This window comes from Actinomadura macrotermitis (assembly GCF_009604375.1).
Classification (GTDB): Bacteria; Actinomycetota; Actinomycetes; order Streptosporangiales; family Streptosporangiaceae; genus Spirillospora; species Spirillospora macrotermitis.
In genome coordinates, this window is sequence record NZ_WEGH01000002.1 from 115988 (window position 1) to 135870 (window position 19883).

Genomic DNA, 19883 nt, shown 5'->3' on the forward strand with positions numbered 1-19883 from the left:
CGCGCGGCAGGGTCGGGGGCGTCCGCACAGGAGGGAACCACGCCATGGAAGCCCGGCAGCTGACGCAGGACGAGGCCGACGAGCTCGGCCGCGAGCTCGACAAGATCCGCGCCGAGGTCATCGGCGACCGCGGCACCGCCGACGCCCGCTACATCCGGCGGGTGATCGCCGCGCAGCGGGGCCTGGAGGTGGCGGGCCGGGCCCTGCTGTTCGGCGCGTCCCGCCGCTGGGCCTGGTGGGGCGGCGCGGTCACGCTCGCGGTGGCCAAGTCGCTGGAGAACATGGAGATCGGCCACAACGTCATGCACGGCCAGTGGGACTGGATGCGCGACCCCAAGATCCACTCCACCACGTGGGAATGGGACAACGCCTGCCCGGCCGACCAGTGGAAGCACGCCCACAACGTGCTCCACCACACCTACACCAACGTCCTCGGCAAGGACCGCGACATCGGCTACACGATCCTGCGCGTCAACCCCGCGCAGCCGTGGCACCCGGTGTACCTGGCGCAGCCGCTGTACAACGTGCTGTTCGCCGCCCTCTTCGAGTTCGGCAACGCCGTCTACGACATCGGCGACCGGGTCGAGACCGGCGGGGACGTGCGGGCCGGGCTCGCCGGCATCGGGCGCAAGTTCGCCCGCCAGGCCGTCAAGGACTACGTGGCGTTCCCGCTGCTGGCCGGCCGCAACGCCCGCCGCGTCGCGGCCGCCAACTTCACCGCCGGCGTGCTGCGCAACATCTGGGTGCACACGGTCATCTTCTGCGGCCACTTCCCCGGCGACGTGCAGGTCTTCCCCGAGGACGTCCTGGAGGGCGAGACGCGCGGCCAGTGGTACCTGCGGCAGCTGCTCGGCTCCTGCGACATCACCGGCGGCCCGCTGCTGCACCTGATGACGGGCAACCTGTCGCACCAGATCGAGCACCACCTGTTCCCCGACCTGCCGAGCAACCGGTACGCCGAGATCGCCCCGCGCGTCCAGGAGATCTGCGCCCGCTACGGGCTGCCGTACCACGCGGACTCCCTGGTCAGGCAGGTCGCCGGGCACTGGGGACGGGTGCTGCGGCTGGCGTTCCCGGGAGGTCGCTGAAAAACATTTGCCTCACCCGGCGCGGTTGACATACCTTGCGGTCACGCGCGAAAGGAGGTGGTCCAGGAAATGCATGATTCTGGGACTCGCGAGGTGGCTGTCCGCTAGTCGCCGTCAACGCCTCGGAGCCGCCTCCTGGCGGCGCGCACGGTCGCGACGGTGACCGGCGATTACCAGGCAGACACCCGATCCCCGGACCGATGGACCGTCCCGTCCATCTCCCGCCACCCGGCGGGAAGGTCCGGGGATCGTTCCTTTCCCGGCCTAACCGGCCTTCTTCAGCTGCGCCGACAGGTGCACCTGCAGCGGCTCGCCCATCGCGGCCATCTCGTACACCCAGCCGAGGTCGCGCGCGCCGTCCTTCTCCGGCAGCAGCCCGTACATGCGGGTGCCCGCGGTGACCTCCTTGGCCGTCTGCGTCCGCGCGACGACGTCGGTCTGCATCTCGATCCGGTTGAACGCGACGTTGCCGACGTAGATCTCGACGATGCCGGTCGGATGGGCCAGGGTGACCTCGAGCTGGTTGTCCGGCTGCGGACGCCAGTAGCCCGTCTCGGTCGCCAGGGGGCGGCCGACGCTGCCGTCCTGCTCGATCAGCCAGCTGCGGGACGCGTAGATCAGATACGGCTTCCCGATGTGGGTGAACGAGACCTCCTGCCCGAAGTTGAACGCCTCGATGGTGGGGTAGTCGCCGACCCCGGCGCCCTTCCACGTCCCGAGCAGGAACTCCAGCGGCTTCAGGTCCGGGTGTAGTTCGAACTCCATGCGCACAGAGCGTAGCGGGGACGCGCCGGTCCCCGGGCGGGCGGGACCGCCGTCCCTGGACGGCGGGTCGCGGCCGGCCGCAGGATCGGCGTCATGGAGTACCTCCTGGCGATCGTGGCGGCCGTCTTCCTCGCAGTCGGCTGGGTCTGGCGGATGCGCTACAAGGCGCTCGGCGACAAGGGGCGCCGGATCACCGGGCCCGCCGCGGCCGGGCCGCTGGGCCCGCTCACCGCGCCCTTCTCCGGGACACCGTGCGTCTGGTACCAGGCGCGGGCGACCGCCCGGACCAGGTCGGGCAAACGGGTCTTCGTCGACGAGCGCTCCGAGGCCCCGTTCCTGGTCGCGGGCGTACCGGTGCACCCGAAGGACAAGTTCGTGGAGGCCGCCGAGCAGCTCGTCCAGCCGGGACCGGGCCTGCCGCTGCTGCCGCCCGGCGAGGTGGTGGGCGAGTACCGCTACGAGGAGCGGATCTTCACGCCCGGCCAGGAGCTGACCGTCGTCGAGGCCGAGGGCCAGGGCATCATCAGCACCCGGAACGGCGACGCGCTGCGGCGGCGCGCCCTGATGTTCATGGCGGTCGGCTACGGCACCGGCGCGCTGTCGGTGGCGGCCGCGGCCGCGATCGTCGTCCACCGCACCCTCACCAACGGCTGACCGCCCGGGGGTGGGGTGAACCGAACCCCGAAGACCCGTACGGGCACGATCGATCCGGGCGGGGCCGGCGGCCGAGCATGAAGACATGAGGATTCCCACCGCCTTCCGGCTGCCGTTCACCGCGCGTCCCTGGCGGGAGTCGCTGTACGCCCTGCTGGCCGGCCCGGCGGCGCTCGTCGCGGTCGCCGACGGCGGGCGGCTCCAGCGGCGGCTCGCCGCGCGGCTGCTGCACCGCGACGTCCCGGCGACGCGGCTGCGCGGGCTGCTCGGCCTGCCGCTGTACCCGCCGTTCCTGCTGGTCGCCGGGTACGGCTGGCTGATCGCGGTGCTCAACCTCGGCTACCCGCTGCGCCCGCTGCTCGGCATGCCCGGCTACGACCCGCACGCCTGGGGCGGGCCCACCTACGCCGGGGCCTGGGCGTTCCACGCCCTGGCCGGCGGGCTTCCGGCGCTCCTGGCGACGCCGTGGATCGTCCGGGCGCTCACCGCGGTGCAGGCGCGGATCCTGGGACGATGAACCGGTGAGCTTCCGGCGGCGGGCGACGGGCGAGTTGCTGCATTCGGTCCTCGCCCTCGCGTTCGCGGCGGCGGGCTTCTGCTACGTCCTGCTCTCGGTGGCGCTCGGGGCGGGGCTCGCGTTCACCGCGATCGGCATACCGCTGTTCGCGCTCGCCCTGTACGGCGCGCGCCGGCTGGGTGGCCTGCACCGCGCGCTGGCCGCCCGGCTGCTGGACGAGCACGTCGAGGCGCCCGCGCCGGTCCGCCCCGGCACCGGTTTCTACGGGCGGGTGCAGGCGATGCTGTCGGACGTGCCGGGATGGCGCGCGATGACGTACCTGCTGCTACAGGTCCCGGCGGGGCTGCTCCAGGCGTACGTCGTCGTGTTCACCTGGATCTGGGGCGTGGTCGCGCTCACCTACCCGATCCAGTTCGCGCTCGGGCTGGACCAGGACACCACGCGTGACGGCCGGCGCGGGTTCGTCGTGGACGGCTTCTACTTCGACACGCTTCCCCGCGAACTGCTGGTGTCGCTGGGCGGCCTTCTCCTGCTGCTGCTGGCGCCGTGGGCGGTGCACGCGGCCACCGTCCCGAACCGGCTGCTGCTGCGCTGGCTGCTCGGCCCGCACCGTCCGGCCGAACGCATCCAAGCCCTGGAGCAGACGCGCGCACAGGCGGTGGACGACGCGGCGGCGACGCTGCGGCGGATCGAGCGGGACCTGCACGACGGCGCGCAGGCCCGGCTCGTCGCGCTCACCATGCAGCTCACCCTGGTCAAGGAGGCGGTGCCCCCAGGACCGGCCCGGGAGCTGGCCACCGCCGCGCAGGACAACGCCAGGGAGGCCGTCGCCGAGCTGCGCGAGCTGGTGCGCGGCATCCACCCGCCCGTCCTGGACCAGGGGCTGGTCCCGGCGCTGCACTCGCTGGCCGCGCGCTGCGGGCTGCCGGTGCGGCTGCGCGCCGACGCCGCCGGGCGGCCGTCGGCGGCGATCGAGTCCATCGCCTACTTCTGCACGGCCGAGCTGCTGACCAACGCCGCCAAGCACAGCGGCGCGACCCGCGCGGAGGTCGCCGTGAGCGGGTCCGGGGGGCGGCTGCGCGTCCGGGTGAGCGACGACGGCCGCGGCGGCGCGCGGGCCGCCGCGGGCGGCGGGCTCGCCGGCCTGGCGGACCGGGTCCGCACGGTGGACGGCGCGCTGCGCGTCGACAGCCCCGCCGGCGGCCCTACGGTGGTCACCGTCGAGCTTCCCTTCCAGGCCTGAGCGGGGTGTGCCCGTGCGCATCGTGATCGCCGAGGACGCCGTCCTCATCCGCGACGGCCTCGCCCGGCTGCTGGCCGGGCGGGGCCACGAGGTGGTCGCGGGCGTCGGCGACGCCGACGCGCTGCGCGCGGCCGTCGCCGAGCACCGCCCCGACGCCGCCGTCGTCGACGTCCGGATGCCGCCGACCCACACCGACGAGGGCCTGCGCGCCGCGATGGCGCTGCGCCGCGACCATCCCGGGACCGGCGTCCTGCTGTTCTCCCAGTACATCGAGACCCGCTACGCGACCGAGCTGCTGGCCGGCGGCGCCGGCGGCGTCGGGTACCTGCTGAAGGAGCGCGTCGCCGACATCGACGAGTTCGTGGACGCCCTCCGCCGCGTCGCCGCCGGGGGCACCGCCCTGGACCCCGAGGTCGTCGCGCACCTGCTCGGGCCGGGCCACCGCGGCCTGGACGCGCTGACACCGCGCGAGCGCGAGGTGCTGGCGCTCATGTCGGAGGGCCGGACGAACGCCGCCATCGCCGCGGCCCTCGTCGTGTCGGACCGCGCGGTGGAGAAGCACGTCGCGAACATCTTCACCAAGCTCGACCTGCCGCCGTCGGGCGGCGACCACCGCCGCGTCCTCGCGGTACTGCGCTACCTGGGCAAGAACGGCTGACCCGCGCCGCCCGCCGCTGTCACTTCAGCCGGGACAGGCGCGTCACCAGGAAGGCCGCGCCGACCGCGACCAGGCCGAAGCCGAGGACCAGCACCACCGTGTTGACCATGCCACCCATGGGCCGACCCTAGCCGAATAGGGTGCGGGTATGGCGCGAGGATTGGTGATCAAGGCGACGGCGGGGGCGGACGCGCCCGAGCGGTGCAACCAGGCGTTCACGGTGGCCGCCGCCGCCGTGGCGAGCGGGGTGCCGGTGTCGCTCTGGCTGACCGGCGAGGCCACCTGGTTCGGGCTGCCCGGGCGGGCCGGGGAGTTCGAGCTGCCGCACGCCACGCCGCTCGCGGACCTGCTCGCGGTGGTGCTGTCGGGCGGCCGGGTGACGGTGTGCACGCAGTGCGCGGCGCGGCGCGGCATCGGCGTCGACGACGTGATCGAGGGCGTGCGGATCGCGGGCGCGCCGACGTTCGTCGAGGAGGCCGTGGCCGAGGGCGCGCAGGCGCTGGTGTACTGATCCCCTGCGCGCGGTACGGATCGGCATGAAGTCGATCTGATCGGACATAGGGCGGGCATGCCGCTCGCCATCGCGCTGCTCGTGCTCAGTTTCGCCGTCCTGGTGGGCGGCGCCTTCGTGTTCACCAACGCCGTCGAATGGGCCGGGTCGAAGCTGAACCTCGGGCACGGGGCCGTCGGCAGCGTGCTCGCGGCGGTCGCGACCGCGATGCCCGAGTCGCTGATCCCGATCATCGCGATCGTCTCCGGCGAGCAGGGCGGCGAGATCGCCGTCGGCGCGATCCTCGGCGCGCCGTTCCTGCTCGGGACGCTCGCCATGGCGCTCTGCGGCATCAGCGCGCTGGTGTTCCGGGCCCGGCGCGAGCGGGTCGCGCTGGACCTGGACCGGCCCGCGATGGTCACGGACCTGGCCGTCTTCCTCGGCGCGTTCGCGGTGGCGGTCGGGCTCGGCGCCGTCGGCAGCAGGCCCGTGCGGATCGCCGGGGCCGTCCTGCTGCTGCTCGTCTACGCCGGCTACACCTGGCGGACGCTGCGGCGGGGCCGCGAGGAGGGCGGCGACGAGCAGCCGCCGGCGATGTACTTCGACCCCTCCAAGCAGGACCCGCCGAGCGGGCTGCAGCTCGCCGCGCAGCTGGTGGCGGGGGTGCTGCTGATGGTCGGCGGCGCCGAGCTGTTCGTCACCCAGGTCGAGCACATCGCCAAGGCGGTGGGCGTCGACGCGCTCGTCCTCGCGCTGGTGCTGGCGCCGCTGGCGAGCGAGCTGCCCGAGAAGATCAACAGCGTCCTGTGGATCCGGCGCGGCAAGGACACCCTCGCGCTCGGCAACATCACCGGCGCGATGGTGTTCCAGTGCACGATCCCGGTGGGCGTCGGGCTGGCGTTCACGAGCTGGAGCTTCACCGCGCCCGCGTGGACCGCGGGCGCGGCGGCCCTCGCGGGCGGCGCGCTGGCGCTGGTGCCGGCGCTGCGCGGCGGCCGGTTCGGGCCGCCGCTGATCGCGCTGTGGCTCGCCCTCTACCTCGGCGCCGTCGCCGCCATCCTCACCGTCAGCTAGCCGACGGCACGACGGCGCGCAGCCGCTCCTCGCGCAGCCGGCCGGCCCACGACTCGTCCAGCGGCGGAATGTCGTGGCCGACGGCCCAGCGCAGCAGCAGGTCGGCGAGGGCGGGGTTGCGCACCAGCGCCGGGCCGTGCATGTAGGTGCCGAGGACATGGCCCGCGTAGGCGCCCTCGAACCCCTGCCCGTCGCCATTGCCGATGCCCGCCACGACCTTGGCGAGCGGCCGGGCGTTCGGGCCGATGACCGTGGCGCCCTGGTGGTTCTCGAAGCCGGTGATGCGCGGCACGTTCAGCTCGGCCGCGACGTCGCCGGCGACCTCGCCGACCGCGCGCTGCTGCCCGCGCCCCGACCGCACGTCCAGGATGCCGAGGCCCGGCAGCTGCTGGCCCTCGTCGCCGCCGAACTCGTGCCCGATGATCTGGAAGCCGGCGCAGACCGCGAACACCACGGCGCCGCGGGCGGCGGCGGTGTTCAGGCCGCCGTCGGCGCGCAGCCGCTGCGCGGCCAGGATCTGCGGCCGGTCCTCGCCGCCGCCGAGCAGGTAGATGTCGCCGTCCTGCGGGACCGGCTCGTCCGAGCGCAGGTGCACCGTCTCGGTCGGGATGCCGCGCAGCCGCGCGCGGCGCTCCAGCATGATGGTGTTGCCCTGGTCCCCGTAGGTGGACAGCAGGTCCGGGTAGATCCAGACGATCTTGATGCGGTCAGACGACACGGCCGTACCTCGTTCGGATGTCCTGGAAGGCGGTGTAGTTGGCGATCACGTCCAGGTGGCCGGGCGGGACCGCCATGACCGCCTGCTCGATGTCGTCGACCACGGTGAAGGAGACCTCGGCGGCCTCCAGCCGGGCCGCCAGGTCGATGCGGCGCTCGCCGGTCACCCAGACCGGGCGGCCGCGCAGGATGCGGTAGTCGACGTCCCAGAGCCAGGAGGTGTCGCGGCCGTCGGGCCCCTGCGCGTTGATCGACAGGGCGACGGGGCCGGGCGCGGGCGCCAGCACGTCGAACGCCTCCAGCCAGCCGGCCGGGTTCTTCGACAGCAGCAGCCGGATGCTGCGGCCCTGGTACTCGACCGTGGTGTAGCGGCCGGCGACCGACTTCACCTGCGCCAGCAGCGGCAGCGCCTGCTCGGGCGGCACCCCGAACTGCGCCACGACGGCCAGCGCGATCGCGGCGTTGGACCGGTTGGCGCGGCCGGGCAGCTGCACCGCGTCCAGCGGGATCGCGCGGCCGTGCGGGTCGACGACGTGGTCGCCGCGCAGGCTCCAGTCGGGACGCGGCCGGGCGAAGTGGCACTGGCGGCAGCGCCAGTCGCTGTCCTCCTCGGTGTCGCGCCGGTCCAGCGGGCCGCCGCACTCGGGGCAGCACCAGGAGTCCTCGCGCCAGTGCTGGCCGGCCGCGACCCAGGTGACGCTCTTGGCGGTGGACGCGCCCCAGGTGACCAGCGGGTCGTCGCAGTTGGCGATGACGTGGCTCTGCGGCGAGGCCTCCAGGGCCTTGCGCCACTTGCCGGCCAGCAGCCAGATCTCGGCGGCACGGTCCATCTGGTCGCGGCTGAGGTTCATCAGCGCGACGATGTTCGCGCCGGTCTCGGCCAGCACCATCGGCACGTACTTCTCGTCGCACTCCAGCACGCCGTAGCGGGCGTCGGGCGCCGAGGCGAGCGCGGACACGTGGCCGGTCGGCATGTTCGCGCCGAACGCGTTGGTGGCGACCTCCCCGAGCGGCGTCATCGCCGAGGTGATCAGCCGGGTGGTCGTCGTCTTGCCGTTGGTGGCGCTGACGAGGACGAGCTTGCGGTCCTTGGCGAGCCTGGTCAGCAGTTCGGGGTCGAGGCGGAGACCGATCCGCCCTCCGATCACCGAACCGTCACCCTTGCCCGCCAGCCGGGACATCTTCGCGGCCGTACGACCGAGCGCGACGGCCAGCTGCGAACGCAGTGGAAGATCGCTCATGGACTCCGTCTTCTCCGGTGTGGTGCGACTTAAAGGCGCCTCAAGGATCCGAGCGTATCCGCTACCGGGACCGGCGCGTCGTGCCCGGGTGCACCGAAGGGAATGCGACGCATATCACAGCGGGCGCGGTAAACCGGCCAGGCCGATCTTGACCCGCACGGGGCGGGCGTGATTCGGTGCTGAACCCCCCGCGGGACGGGGCCGCCGGTGCCCGCTTTCCGGTCATGGCGCACGCGGAAGGCGCCGTCCAGGTACTTTGTCGGAGTCCTCTCGTATAAGAGGAACGCGGGGGCCGGGGGCCCACCTCCGGCGGGGATCGCATGAGGGCGTAGCGCGACAGTAGCGGCGACATAGGCGAGGTTCTGAGCATGCAGTGTCCGACGTGCGGTGCCAACGCGCCCGGGACGCCAGGCACCTGTCCGAACTGCGGCACGGCGCTGGGCGGGCGCGAGCACGCGCCGCTCGGCGCTCCGGTGGGCGACGCGCTCGACGGCACCATGGTGGTGCCGCCGCCCACCCCGGCGTGGGCGTCCGCGGAGCCCGTCGCGGTCGACCCGGAGTCGACCGCCGCCTGGACGTTCGACCCCGACGACGACGCCGACGAGCCCGCGCCGCAGCAGCAGAACGGTTTCGCCTCGCCGCCGCCGTCCTGGCACGAGGCCCCCGCCGGCGGGTTCGGCGCCGAGCCCGAGTCGATCGTCCCGGACTCCTGGTACGCCAAGCCCCGCCGCCCCGAGAGCGCCCCGGAGCAGCCGCCGCAGCCCGAGCAGTGGACGCCGCAGCACCTGGCGCCGGACGACCGCACGGCGATGCAGCCGCCCCCGCAGCAGGACCAGTGGGCGCCGCGGCATCTCGCGCAGGACGACCGGACGATGATGCAGCCGCCCCAGCAGGAGCAGTGGTCGCCGCAGCCGCCCATGCAGAACGGCATGCCGCCCGGCCAGTTCGGGCCCGGCGGCCCGCCCATGGGCGGGCCGCCCTTCGGGCAGCCGATGGGGCAGCCCCCGATGGGCGGCGACATGTTCGGCTCCGGCCCGGGCTTCCCGCCGCCGGACGCGCCCCGCGGCTCCGGCGGCGTCCACAAGGGGCTGCTCGTCGGCGTCAGCGCGCTCGTCACCGTCGCGGTCGTCGCGGTCGGCTTCGTGCTGTGGCCGAAGGGCGAGGACAAGACGCCGAACGCCAAGGCGTCCCACTCCCCCAACGGCAACAAGCCGGTCGCGCAGAAGCGGCCGCTGTCGGGCGAGGCGCGCGAGCAGGCCAAGCAGGTGAACGCGCTGCTGGACGACAGCGCCGGCACCCGCCGCATCCTCGGCGCGGCGCTCGGCGGCACCCGCAAGTGCGAGACGCTGCCCGCCGCCGTCAACGGGTTCAAGCAGGTCGCGCAGAGCCGGCAGAACCAGCTGCGCCGCACCAAGGAACTGGAGCTGGACAAGACCCCGAACGGCGAGCGGATGCGCGGCCACCTGCAGCAGGCGTTCCAGGCGTCGCTGGACGTCGACCTGGCGCTGCAGGCGTGGGCGCAGCGCGTCCAGTCAGGCTGCAAGGGCAAGCCGAAGCCCGACGCCTCCAAGGCCCCCGGCCGCGCCGCCGCCGAGCGGCGCGCGACGGTGGCCAAGCAGCGGTTCGTGGTGCTGTGGAACCCGGTCGCCAAGAAGACCGGCCAGCCGGCGCGCCGCTGGAACGGCGTGTGATCATCCGGTCACGACCGGATTGCGACCTGCTCACGGTCCGGGCGCGGACGGGAACCGGGCAGTATCTTGTGGCCGTTGGCCGACCACGGTGAGGGGTTGCTATGCGGTGCCCGGGATGCGGTAGCGACACCACCCCCGCGCTGCCTCGGTGCACGCGCTGCAACACACCGCTGAACACCGTCCCCGACGACGAGGCGACCACGTCCGACGCGCCGCCGGCGCCGCCCTGGCAGACGCCGGCCGAGCCGGACCCGTGGGCGGTGCCGCCCCGCGAGGCCGGCGACTGGTTCCAGCCGCGCGAGCAGACCTACCGGGAGCAGACCCGCCACGACCCGCCCGCGCACGAGTCCCCGGCCGCGCCGCCGCCCGGGCCGGCGCCGTGGTCGGAGCCGGCGGACTGGAACCAGCCGCCGCCGGCGCCGCCGGGCGAGATGACGATCTCGCTGTCGGAGGAGCCGTGGAACGAGCCGCAGATCTGGCAGCCGCCGCCCCCGCCGCGCCGGAGCAGGGCGCCCTACTTCCTGATCGCCGCCGGGGTGCTGGCGCTGGCCGCGGTCGCCCTCGCGATCGTGTTCTGGCCGGCGGGCCCGTCCGACCCCGGCAGCGCCGCGAGCACCGCCGGCCCGCAGCCGTCGCAGGAGGCCTCGCCGCCAGAGGAGACCAGCGACACCCCGACCGAGGCGTCCCCCTCCGGCGACCTGAAGGCGCAGGCCACCGCCGTGGACGGGCTGCTGTCGGACATGTCGTCGACCCGCTCGCAGCTGGGCACCGTCATCGAGAGCGGCTGCAGCAGCTCGGGCCTGCAGGGCATCCGCAGCGAGCGCAAGGCCCAGCTGGCCAAGGCGCGGGAGCTGGAGGTCGGCGCGCTGGAGAACGGCACCGAGCTGCGCGACGCGCTCGTGCGCGCGCTGCAGGCGTCGGTCGACTCCAACCAGGCCTACCTGGACGAGGCGCCCGGCTGCCCGGGCGAGGACAACGCCACGATCGCCGACGCCAACTCCCGCGCGAGCGCCGCCAAGCGCGAGTTCCTCGGCTACTGGAACCCCAACGCCGAGAAGGCCGGCCTGGGCGCCCGCTCCGAGGGCGACATCTAACCGAGCCCGAGCTGCCCGGCCAGGTCGTGCACGGCGGCGGCGAGGACCGCGACGCCCGACACGCGGCGGGCCAGGCGCTCCAGGGCGCCCTGCATCCGCTCGGTGTCGGGGTCGGCCTCGGCGGCCTCCGACCGCAGGTCGGCCAGGTCGCGGCGGGCCCGCTCCGCCTCGGGCAGCGCCGCGGCGTGCTCACCGATCAGCCGTTCGACCTCGGCGAACGCGTCGCTTCGCGGAGCGGCGCCGGACTCCTGCCGCTGGATGACGTGGTCGCCGCTGGCGACCTGGCCGGACACGCTGGCGTGCCCGCCGATGCTGATCCCTCTGTCGCCTCGTGACATGCCGCTCCTCAGGGGTTGACGCCGTGCTGGGACTGCCGGACGTGGTGGCCGGCGGCGACCTGCCCGTTGACGGTGCCGCCCGTCATGATGACGCCCTCGTTCAGCACCGTGGCGGCCTGCGCGCGGTAGGCCGACACGTCGATGCCGCACTCGCCGGACAGGTGGTCGAGCAGCGCCTCGTTGACGCGCCGCTCGATGAGCCGGATGTACTTGTCGGTGTCCAGGGTCTGCAGGAACGTGGTGAACCCGGGCTCGGCGGCGAGCTCGCGGACGCTGATGCGGGCGCCGTAGTCGTGCACCATGCGCTTGGCGGGGTCGCCGCCCGAGCCCGCGGCGATCGTGCCGCGCAGGATCTGCCAGCACGTCTTCACCACCCGCGGCCAGGCCAGCAGCGCACCCGCCGGGATGCGGCGCCACCCGGCGAGCAGCGACCGCAGCAGCAGCTCGGGCGTGGACCAGTCCGGCAGCGCGTCCACGACGCGGAACTGGCGGCGGATCGGCGGCAGCGCGGTCGCGACGAACTGGCCGTAGAGCATCCGGCCCTCCACGGCCAGGTGCACGAAGCAGGAGACCGCGATGGCCTGGTCCTCGGCGGGCGCCACCGGGCGGCCGTCCCGGCCGGTGACGGCCTGGCCCCAGGCGCCGACGGTGACGCGCTGATAGCAGCGGATGCCGCTCTGAGAGTGGCGGACGAGGGCGTCGATGCCCGCTGGGGTGGCGACCGCGTACGGAACGCCGAAGCGCCCGTCGATCAGCGGGTGGCCGTGGAACGTCCCGCCGCCGGCCGGGTCGAACGCGCGCGGCAGCTGGGCGCACAGGCCGGACGCGACGATGTGCGGGCCGGTGACGAGCCCGGCGATGCGCTCGTTCGGCGGCAGCGGCCGGACCTCGTCCGGCGCCGGACCGCCGGGGGTGGGCGGCGGCCACTGGTCGCGCATGCCGTGCAGGGCGGCGCGGATGCGGTCGTGCATGACCGCCGGATCGACCGGCGCGGTCTTCCCCTCGCCGCCGAGCGGGCCGGTCGCGGCGCGGTCGAGTTCCAGCACGACCGACCAGGACCGGGACCAGGGGGCGAGCACGTCCCCGGCGCCGAGGAAGGGGTTCTCGCCCGAGTAGAGCGTGACGTTGCCGCGCTGCGCGGAGACGATCCGCTTCAGCAGCCGGCCGACCCGTTCGCTGTGGGAGGGCGGCCCGGCGCCGACGGTGCCGGGCCGCAGCTCGCGGGCGAGGATCCGGTAGACGAGCGCGATGTGCCCGATGAACACGGCGGCGAAGACGGTAGCGACGGCCAGCAGGATGAGCAGGAGCACCGGGCCCGGGAACAGCCGCTCCAGCGGCCCGCCGATGCCGCTGGTGCCGGTCTCCTCGTCGTAGGTGCCAAGGCCCGTGGACGGCGATCCGTCGGACGACAGCAGCAGGAACAGCATGAGGGCCGGATAGAGGAGCACCGGGCCCGTCACCACCCAGAACACCGCGATCCGCCACGGCCAGCTCAGGCGCCGCCACGGGACGACCAGCAGGATCGCCGGGACCACCAGGAGCAGCCCGTAGGTGAACGTGGTGAACGGGAGCAGCACCATGCAGACCGGCCACAGCAGGCCGAGGACGAGGTCGCGCAGGAGCCGCAGCCGGCGGGCGCGCAGCGCGTGCAGGACGACCGGGCCGAGGTCGAAGCCGAACGAGGGGACGATCGCGCGGTGCTCGTCGTCGACGTACTCGGCGATGACCCGGTCGGCGAGCGTGCGGTCGAGGTAGACGGCGGCCGACAGGTAGCGGGTGTCGTTCTGCAGGGGCTGCGCGGACAGGCCGGGTTCGGGGCCGTGCTGGAAGAACGGCTCATCGCGCGTGACCACCGCTTCCGCTTCGGCCTCTGCCGTCATCTCGTCCCCTCACGCCACTACGCCTGGGAAGAAAGTAACCATGATGGCGCCGATGCACGACGAAATCCACCGAGTTGTGACATGACCGTTCACTCGCCTCGAAAGAAACGGTCATCGTGCGGAGCACGGTCCTCCCACGGGCCGAATGCCTCCGATTCGCCCGGTGGTCGTCAGTCGGCGCGGAAGGGCAGGTCACCGGCCGGGTCGGCGAAGGGCTTGACCAGGCATTCGGGCCAGCTCAGCACCGGTTCCAGCCATTCGGTGACGTTCATCGGGGCGGCGATCTCGGCGATCTGGTCCTCCTCGGGGACACCGATCGCGACGACGGCGAGGTCGGCGTAGAAGCCGGCCTGCTCGTCGCCGCCCGCCAGGGCGGTGATGGCGAGGGGGCGGTTGGCGGCCAGCTCCATCGACAGCCGGTGGCGGCGCAGCGCGCGCAGCCGGTTGCCGAGCTTGGGCTCGGGGTGCTGCTTCAGGCCGCGCAGCTGGTAGTCCAGCGGCGGCACCTCGGCGTGCTTGTCGGGGACGCCCGAGCCGTAGGGGAACAGGCGGTCCAGCTCGTGCAGCCAGCGGACCTGCGGGATGACCCACTGCGCGCCCGGGCGCGTCCCGGCGGGGGCGGTGTCGCCCGCCAGGAGGCGGCCGGCGACGCCGGCGACGGCGGTGGTGAGGTCGGCGGGCGGGTAGACGGTCCGCAGCGCCTGCGCGCGGCGGGTGACGGCGCGTTCCACCACGGTCGCCAGCGCGCACTCGCGCAGCCGGGGCGCGAGGCGCGGCCAGGCGCGGCCGAGCTCGGCGGGGACGGCGGGCAGCGGCCGGTTCGTCACGTGCGCGAGCACGACCGTCTCGGTCCACACCCGCAGCCACGCCCAGTCGTCGTGCCCGGCGAGCAGGTCGGCCTCGCGCAGCTCGTACAGGGTGCAGGCGCGGCCGGAGCGGCACTCGCAGCCGCAGGCGGCCGAGCGGCGGCCGTCCACCGGCGGCGGCGGGCCCGGCAGCTCGGCCTCGCGGCCCTCGCCGAGCGGGACGCGCACCCGCAGCGGCCGGTCCATCCCGTCGGCGAACACCGCCGCGACGCCCGGCGTCAGCGACACCACCTCGCGGGACTGGTCGGCGTCCAGGTTCATCGCGGCGCCGACCTGGTGCCGGTCGTCGTGCGCGGGCAGCCGGTGCACGACCTTCAGCGCGGTGTTCTTGATGACGTCGGGCACCAGCTTGGTCGGGATCTGCTCGGCGACGATGATGCCCTCGCCGTAGGCGCGGATCTCGGCGAGCATCCCGGCGAACAGCTCCACCGCGTGCGAGCTGGTGCGGTCGGGCCGGTTGCGTAGGAGGCGGTGCGCCTCCTCGATGACGATGACGTGCCGCAGGCCCGGCCGGCCGGGGCTGCGGCGCGCGCGCATCCGCAGGTGCTCGACGATGCGGATGATGAGGGTGCCCATGAGGAACGCCTTGTCCTCGTCGTTGGCGACGTCCTCGATGGCGAGCACGATGTTGTCGCGCAGCATCCCGCCGATGTCGGCGGGGTGGCCGCCCTCGAAGAACCGCCCGGCCGAGCCGATGCGCAGCGAGCGCAGCCGCACGTCGACGAAGCCCTGCACGTCGGCGGCGAGCTCGCGGCCGTAGCCGACGTCGCCGATGACCTGCAGCGCGGCCTCCTGCAGCTGCTCCAGCGTCGGGACGGCCGGTTCGATGAGCGAGCCGGGGACGCCCGCGCCGGTGACGACGTCCCAGCCGTTGGCCTCGTACACCCGCTGCAGCGCCTGCGCCATGATCTGCGGGAACGGCTCCTCGGCGTCGAACGCGGCCTGGAACAGCGCGCGGACCATGTCGATGTGCGCCTGCACCGGGTAGCCGGGCTCGGGCGCGAGCGGGTTCACCGACAAGGGCACCGAGCCGGGCGCGGACGGGTTGACGACGGTGACCGGTCCGCCGAGGTCGGCGATGCGGCCCGCCATCGCGGCGTACTCGGACTTGGCGGGCTCGATCGCCAGCCACGGCACGCCCGCGCGGGTGAGCTGCTCCAGCAGGTGCCGCACGGTCTGCGACTTGCCGGCGCCGGTCGCGCCGGTGACGAACACGTGCCGGTTGATGGTGGAGCGCGGGACGGTGAAGGCGCCGACGGTGCGGTCCTGGTCGTCCAGGATCGCGCCGAGCCCGATGGCGGGCTCGCCGGGCGGCGCGGCGCCGTCGGTCTCGGAGGTGACGTCGAAGTGGCCGGCGTCCAGCACCCGCACGCCCGGCACCTCGCGGCGGGGCAGCCCGGCGAGCGCGGCGAGCGCGCCGGCGGTCGCGGTGAAGGGGAAGCTCTGGTCGCCCGGCGCGGGCGGGCGGAGCGGCGCCGGGCCCGCGCCCGGGCGCAGCATCTCGGCGAACGAGCCGCTGCCGTGCCCCGAGCGCAGCCGGTAGGGGTGGTGGCCGAGCTCCATCGACCCGACCAGCACCGGCGCGATCTGGGACAGCTCGGCCTGGTCGGCGGCGCCGGCGAGGACGCGGACGCGCCACAGGCCCGCCTCGCGGAACGCGTCGAGCTCGGCCAGGCGCTGGTCGGCGCGGGCGACGGCGAGGCGGGCCTGCTCGTCCTCGCCGCGCCGCAGCATCCGCAGCTCGTGGTGCAGCTCGCGCATCTCGGTGTCCAGCAGGCGGTCGTCGCAGGGGTCGGCGACGACGAACCAGCCGAACGGCCGCTCCATCAGCGTCGTCAGCGTCGACTCGAACAGCTCCGCGCCGGCCGCGGCGCCGGCCGGCGGGGCGAGCCGGCCCGGGCAGCGCGTCCACGCCATCCGCTCGGCGCGGCGCAGCCAGCCGTCGCCCGCGGGGACGCCGCGCGCGCCGCTCGGGAACAGCAGGCCGCGGCCGCCGGCGGTGCCCGCGTTGGTGATCAGCTCCAGCGGGGCGCCGCCGCCCGCCGACAGCCAGCCGACGACGAACGGCTCGCCGCGCCGCGCCGCCGACAGCGCGGCGGGCAGCACGCTCACGAAGTCGCCCTCGGCGGACGCGGCGCGCTGCTGGGCGGGGATGGCCTGGATCCGGTACCAGGGGCCGCGCAGGACGGGCGCCGACCCGTCCGCGGGGGAGCCCGGGCGCATGCCCGGGTGCATGCCCGGCGGCGGCTGCATCATTCGGGCTCCTCCGGCGCGGCGCCGCGCCGGCCGCCGGCCCGGCGCGTCGGGCGGGCGTGCCTGGCGCCGCGCGGGCGCGGCACCGGCAGCCGGTCGCCGGACGGCGGCTCCGGCGCGGGCTCGCCGCACTCCGGCTCGGCCTGCTCGCGGCGCTCCTGCTCGCGCAGGTACTCCTCGACCTCGACCCGGTGCGCGGTCGGCAGCGTGACGATACCGGGGTTGGCGTCGACCATCATGATCCGGCGGCCCGCCGCGCCCGCGTGGGTGAACACCATCGCGGTCGGCGGCAGCTCCTGCAGCTGCGGTGGCTCGATCAGCAGCTCGCGGGCGCGCTGGCGGGACGGCGTCTCGGGGATGGTGCGGCCCCACGCGGTCGCCGAGCTGATGCCGCGCACGAACGCGGTGTCGTCGGCGGCGGGCGCGGGCAGCGGCGACCAGGCCGGCTCGGTGAGGTCGTCGCCGCGGCGGCGCGCGTAGGCGACGGTGCTGGCGTAGCTCTCGCCGGGCACGTCGAACAGCGTCTGCCCGGCGGTGTCGGTGATCTCGGCGACCAGCAGCCGCCGGCCGTCGCCGATGTGCTCGGCGGCGACGCGCGCGTCCTCGGGGTTGCCGAGGCGCATGAACCCGACCGCGGCGTGCCCGCGGCGGCCGAGGCGCTCGCGCACGTGCGGCGGGATCGACCGGTACATCAGCACCAGGCCGGTGCCGGTGGCCTCGCAGGCGTCGATGAGCCGGTCCAGCACGTCGCCGCGCAGCTTCTCGGCGCCGCAGAGGAACAGCGTGTGGTCCCAGCGGCCGCCGGGGGGCGACTCGCGGACGCGGTGCGTCAGCGCGGTCGTGACGTAGGTGCCGAGGACGCGGTTGGTGAGCACGCCGGCGCGGCGGTCCATCGACACCACGTGCAGCCGCGACGGCGGCAGCCGCACCGGCTCGGTGCCGATCTTGTCCAGCTTGCGCAGCTGCGCCTCCAGCGCCCAGGCGTGCCGGACCACGATCCGGTCGGTGGCGTTGCGGCCGAACAGGGTGGCGATCCGCTCGTGCTGCTCCTCGGTGAGCAGGCCGCGGCGCAGGTCCGCGCGCGGGTCGCCGACCTGGGCCAGCACCCGCAGCGCGGCGGTGATCCGCGGGATCGTCGCCTCCGGCCCGAGCACCTCGATGATGCGCTCCAGGATGGAGTTGTCGAACGACAGGTCGCGGGTGCTGCTCTGCTCCTCGCCGGCGCTCACCACCAGCGACAGCACGTCGGCGAGGGCCTCGGGGCCGAGGCCGCGGGTGGCGTCCAACCGGGGCAGGTCGGCCGGCAGCACCCACACCAGCGGGTCGTCGCCGCGGTCGGCGGCCAGCCGCAGCAGGTCGTGCGCGACGGCGCCCTCGGACAGGTCGATGACGGTGAGGCGGGCGCCGGCCGCCAGCCGCGCCGCGCCCATCGTGGTGACGGCGGCCGACCAGCCGGCCAGCGTGCCGCCGACGACGTCGACGCGGTCGACGCCGGGCGGGACCGCGACCGGGTACCACTCGCGCTGCGACTCGTAGGCGGCGCGGCGCCGCTCCCATTCGCGCAGGGCCGCGGCGTGCGCGGCCGCGGCGGCGGCGTGCGCGCGGGCCCGCTCGGCCCGGTCGCGGGCGGCCTGGGCGCGTTCGGCGGCGAGCCGGGCCCGCACGCCGCGCTCGTCGCGCCACACCGCCGAACCGGCGATCCCGGCGACGATCGCGCAGGCCAGCAGGCCGACCAGGGCGAAGCTCCAGGGCAGCACGCCCGCCACGGCGCAGCCGAGGACCAGCAGGGCGCCGGCGCCCGCGCCGGCCGCGGTGACGCGCAGCGGCCGGCCGGCCAGCTCCTCGCCCGGCCGGCGCGCCGGGGGCGCGAGCCCTTCCGGGCCGGCCGGCTCCGGCGGCTCGGGGGGCGGGCCCGGGTCGGGGTGCACCTGCGCGTACCGCCAGCCCACGTAGACGCGATCGGGCTGGATGAACCGCGTCATCGCGGGCTCGCTCGGCATGTCCGTCACGTCGAGAGGCCCCTGGGGTTACGGGAGGGTGAGGAACGCCTTGGGGTCGGGTCGGGTGGGTCGCTTACACCGCACAGAGTAAAGAGGTTCGGGGTGTGCCGCGTCACCTTCGACCGAACACGGACCCCGATGACCGAAATAGACCCACAATTCGGTCAGCGGGCTCACCTGGGACGAAGATCGGACACGGCGCGCCGGGCGGTGACCGGATCCGGCCACCGTCAGCGGACGTAGGGGGTGCCGCCCTTGGTCCAGCGCAGATCCGCCACGTACATGCCCCGGACCAGCTTCTTCGGGAACGGCGACGGGTCCGGCTTCGGGTGGGCGCCGGGGACGATCGCGCCGTGGAAGAAGATCCGCCACGCGCCGGAGTCGAACACCGCGTCCGCGCCGCCCGGCCCGTTGACCCGGCGGTGCATCCCGGCGGTCGTCATCAGCGGCTTGGCGGCCTTGCGGTAGGGGCCGCCGACGGACGAGGCCACCGCGTAGCGGGTCTGGTAGTTGTCCTTGCTGAACACGCCTGCTGAGTAGAACAGCACGTACCGCTTGCCGACGCGGGCCAGGTCGGGCGCCTCGACGGTGTAGGGCTCGTTGGTCTGGGCGAGGATCACCTTCGCCGCGCCGACGCGGGTGAGGCCGTCCGCGCTCATCCGCTGCAGCGCCAGGAACGAGCGCTTGCCGTAGGCGTTGTAGCCGACCTTGTAGAGCAGGTAGTGCCGGGTGCCGTCCACGAACGACGACGCGTCGATGATCTCGCCGCGCAGGCCGGGGTGGGTGGCGCCCTTCGGGGCGTCGCACACCAGGGGCTTGGTGCCGGCCGGCTTGAACGGGCCGAGCGGGGAGGCCGCGACGGCGGCGCCGAGGCAGTGCAGCTTCTTCGTGGCGTGCTGGGCGGTGTAGTAGAGGACGTACTTGCCGTCCTTGCGGCGCGACACGTCCGGCGCCCAGGTGAGCCCGGTCCGCGCCCACGCGCCGAGCCTGGGCAGCGCGTCGGCCTTGTGGATGGTCCAGGGGCCCTTGGCGGAGGACGCGGACGCGACCGGCATGTTCTTGCCGTGGCCGTTGGTCGCGTACGCGTAGAAGGTCGTGCCGACCTTGATGACGTCGGGGTCGGCGAAGTTGACCGGGATGACCAGCTTCGGCGCGGGCACGGCCGCCGTGCTCGCGCCGCTCAGCGCGGAGGACGCCGCCGGCTCGTCGCCCGAGGCGATCCAGGCGGCCGCGCCGCCGCTCACCACGAGCGCCGCGGCGACCGGAACGACGACCCGACGTGACACTGCTCCCACCGGAACTCCCATCACGATC

At 74.6% G+C, this 19883-nt stretch carries 17 protein-coding genes; 9 read left to right on the plus strand and 8 right to left on the minus strand.

The window, feature by feature from the left end; genetic code table 11:
- Nucleotides 1-44: 44 nt before the first annotated feature.
- On the plus strand, nucleotides 45-1088 hold the full coding sequence (locus ACRB68_RS12320) for a fatty acid desaturase family protein (protein WP_153532663.1): 1044 nt from the start codon (nucleotides 45-47) through the stop codon (nucleotides 1086-1088).
- 264 nt (nucleotides 1089-1352) lie between these two features.
- On the opposite strand, the gene ACRB68_RS12325 is transcribed toward ACRB68_RS12320, so the two are convergent.
- On the minus strand, nucleotides 1353-1853 hold the full coding sequence (locus tag ACRB68_RS12325; protein WP_153532664.1) for an FABP family protein: 501 nt from the start codon (nucleotides 1851-1853) through the stop codon (nucleotides 1353-1355).
- 93 nt (nucleotides 1854-1946) lie between these two features.
- Here ACRB68_RS12325 and ACRB68_RS12330 point away from each other — a divergent pair, with 93 nt between their 5' ends.
- From ACRB68_RS12330 to ACRB68_RS12355, 6 genes are all read left to right on the plus strand, one after another.
- On the plus strand, nucleotides 1947-2507 hold the full coding sequence (locus ACRB68_RS12330) for a hypothetical protein (protein ID WP_153532665.1): 561 nt from the start codon (nucleotides 1947-1949) through the stop codon (nucleotides 2505-2507).
- An 85-nt stretch (nucleotides 2508-2592) separates the two neighbouring features.
- Nucleotides 2593-3024 carry a hypothetical protein gene (locus tag ACRB68_RS12335; RefSeq protein WP_153532666.1) on the plus strand — a complete coding sequence of 144 codons (432 nt, stop codon included), beginning with the start codon at nucleotides 2593-2595 and terminating at the stop codon, nucleotides 3022-3024.
- Nucleotides 3025-3028: 4 nt separating this feature from the next.
- Nucleotides 3029-4267 carry a sensor histidine kinase gene (locus ACRB68_RS12340; RefSeq protein ID WP_207709670.1) on the plus strand — a complete coding sequence of 413 codons (1239 nt, stop codon included), beginning with the start codon at nucleotides 3029-3031 and terminating at the stop codon, nucleotides 4265-4267.
- Between the two features lie 13 nt (nucleotides 4268-4280).
- Complete coding sequence (locus tag ACRB68_RS12345; RefSeq protein ID WP_328594118.1) at nucleotides 4281-4925, plus strand: response regulator transcription factor; 645 nt, start codon at nucleotides 4281-4283, stop codon at nucleotides 4923-4925.
- Nucleotides 4926-5073: 148 nt separating this feature from the next.
- Nucleotides 5074-5436 carry a DsrE family protein gene (locus tag ACRB68_RS12350; protein WP_153532667.1) on the plus strand — a complete coding sequence of 121 codons (363 nt, stop codon included), beginning with the start codon at nucleotides 5074-5076 and terminating at the stop codon, nucleotides 5434-5436.
- Between the two features lie 57 nt (nucleotides 5437-5493).
- Nucleotides 5494-6489 (plus strand): sodium:calcium antiporter, encoded by a 996-nt coding sequence (locus ACRB68_RS12355; protein ID WP_153532668.1) that lies wholly within the window; start codon nucleotides 5494-5496, stop codon nucleotides 6487-6489.
- Here the strand turns inward: ACRB68_RS12355 and ACRB68_RS12360 are convergent.
- Entirely contained in the window at nucleotides 6482-7207 is a 726-nt protein-coding gene (locus ACRB68_RS12360; protein ID WP_328594119.1) for a type 1 glutamine amidotransferase, read from the minus strand. The genes ACRB68_RS12355 and ACRB68_RS12360 overlap by 8 nt on opposite strands.
- Nucleotides 7197-8447 (minus strand): Mur ligase family protein, encoded by a 1251-nt coding sequence (locus tag ACRB68_RS12365; protein WP_153532669.1) that lies wholly within the window; start codon nucleotides 8445-8447, stop codon nucleotides 7197-7199. Before ACRB68_RS12365 ends, ACRB68_RS12360 begins: the two co-directional genes overlap by 11 nt.
- Before the next feature lie 368 nt (nucleotides 8448-8815).
- On the opposite strand from ACRB68_RS12365, the gene ACRB68_RS12370 reads away from it, so the two are divergent.
- Nucleotides 8816-10138, plus strand: a complete 1323-nt coding sequence (locus ACRB68_RS12370) for a hypothetical protein (RefSeq protein ID WP_153532670.1) — start codon at nucleotides 8816-8818, stop codon at nucleotides 10136-10138.
- 101 nt (nucleotides 10139-10239) lie between these two features.
- On the plus strand, nucleotides 10240-11232 hold the full coding sequence (locus tag ACRB68_RS12375) for a hypothetical protein (RefSeq protein ID WP_153532671.1): 993 nt from the start codon (nucleotides 10240-10242) through the stop codon (nucleotides 11230-11232).
- Here ACRB68_RS12375 and ACRB68_RS12380 read toward each other — a convergent pair.
- The 5 genes from ACRB68_RS12380 to ACRB68_RS12400 form a co-directional block, all read right to left on the minus strand.
- The gene (locus ACRB68_RS12380) at nucleotides 11229-11570 is read right to left on the minus strand and encodes a DUF5955 family protein (protein WP_153532672.1); all 342 of its coding nucleotides are present in this window, start codon (nucleotides 11568-11570) and stop codon (nucleotides 11229-11231) included. The two genes, ACRB68_RS12375 and ACRB68_RS12380, sit on opposite strands and share 4 nt — an antisense overlap.
- Before the next feature lie 8 nt (nucleotides 11571-11578).
- Nucleotides 11579-13450 carry a hypothetical protein gene (locus ACRB68_RS12385; RefSeq protein ID WP_194293286.1) on the minus strand — a complete coding sequence of 624 codons (1872 nt, stop codon included), beginning with the start codon at nucleotides 13448-13450 and terminating at the stop codon, nucleotides 11579-11581.
- 170 nt (nucleotides 13451-13620) lie between these two features.
- Complete coding sequence (locus tag ACRB68_RS12390) at nucleotides 13621-16572, minus strand: ATP-binding protein (RefSeq protein WP_235959365.1); 2952 nt, start codon at nucleotides 16570-16572, stop codon at nucleotides 13621-13623.
- Nucleotides 16569-18569 carry a hypothetical protein gene (locus tag ACRB68_RS12395; RefSeq protein ID WP_235959367.1) on the minus strand — a complete coding sequence of 667 codons (2001 nt, stop codon included), beginning with the start codon at nucleotides 18567-18569 and terminating at the stop codon, nucleotides 16569-16571. Before ACRB68_RS12395 ends, ACRB68_RS12390 begins: the two co-directional genes overlap by 4 nt.
- 230 nt (nucleotides 18570-18799) lie before the next feature.
- Nucleotides 18800-19855, minus strand: a complete 1056-nt coding sequence (locus tag ACRB68_RS12400) for a glycoside hydrolase family 43 protein (protein WP_194293287.1) — start codon at nucleotides 19853-19855, stop codon at nucleotides 18800-18802.
- Nucleotides 19856-19883 lie beyond the last annotated feature (28 nt).

What these genes read in the sequence shown, in the direction of transcription:
- ACRB68_RS12320 (WP_153532663.1), top strand. Translation starts at nt 45, where the DNA reads ATGGAAGCCCGGCAGCTGACGCAGGACGAGGCCGACGAGCTCGGCCGC.
- ACRB68_RS12325 (WP_153532664.1), bottom strand. Translation starts at nt 1,853, where the DNA reads ATGGAGTTCGAACTACACCCGGACCTGAAGCCGCTGGAGTTCCTGCTC.
- ACRB68_RS12330 (WP_153532665.1), top strand. Translation starts at nt 1,947, where the DNA reads ATGGAGTACCTCCTGGCGATCGTGGCGGCCGTCTTCCTCGCAGTCGGC.
- ACRB68_RS12335 (WP_153532666.1), top strand. Translation starts at nt 2,593, where the DNA reads ATGAGGATTCCCACCGCCTTCCGGCTGCCGTTCACCGCGCGTCCCTGG.
- ACRB68_RS12350 (WP_153532667.1), top strand. Translation starts at nt 5,074, where the DNA reads ATGGCGCGAGGATTGGTGATCAAGGCGACGGCGGGGGCGGACGCGCCC.
- ACRB68_RS12355 (WP_153532668.1), top strand. Translation starts at nt 5,494, where the DNA reads ATGCCGCTCGCCATCGCGCTGCTCGTGCTCAGTTTCGCCGTCCTGGTG.
- ACRB68_RS12365 (WP_153532669.1), bottom strand. Translation starts at nt 8,447, where the DNA reads ATGAGCGATCTTCCACTGCGTTCGCAGCTGGCCGTCGCGCTCGGTCGT.
- ACRB68_RS12370 (WP_153532670.1), top strand. Translation starts at nt 8,816, where the DNA reads ATGCAGTGTCCGACGTGCGGTGCCAACGCGCCCGGGACGCCAGGCACC.
- ACRB68_RS12375 (WP_153532671.1), top strand. Translation starts at nt 10,240, where the DNA reads ATGCGGTGCCCGGGATGCGGTAGCGACACCACCCCCGCGCTGCCTCGG.
- ACRB68_RS12380 (WP_153532672.1), bottom strand. Translation starts at nt 11,570, where the DNA reads ATGTCACGAGGCGACAGAGGGATCAGCATCGGCGGGCACGCCAGCGTG.
- ACRB68_RS12385 (WP_194293286.1), bottom strand. Translation starts at nt 13,450, where the DNA reads ATGACGGCAGAGGCCGAAGCGGAAGCGGTGGTCACGCGCGATGAGCCG.
- ACRB68_RS12390 (WP_235959365.1), bottom strand. Translation starts at nt 16,572, where the DNA reads ATGATGCAGCCGCCGCCGGGCATGCACCCGGGCATGCGCCCGGGCTCC.
- ACRB68_RS12395 (WP_235959367.1), bottom strand. Translation starts at nt 18,569, where the DNA reads ATGCCGAGCGAGCCCGCGATGACGCGGTTCATCCAGCCCGATCGCGTC.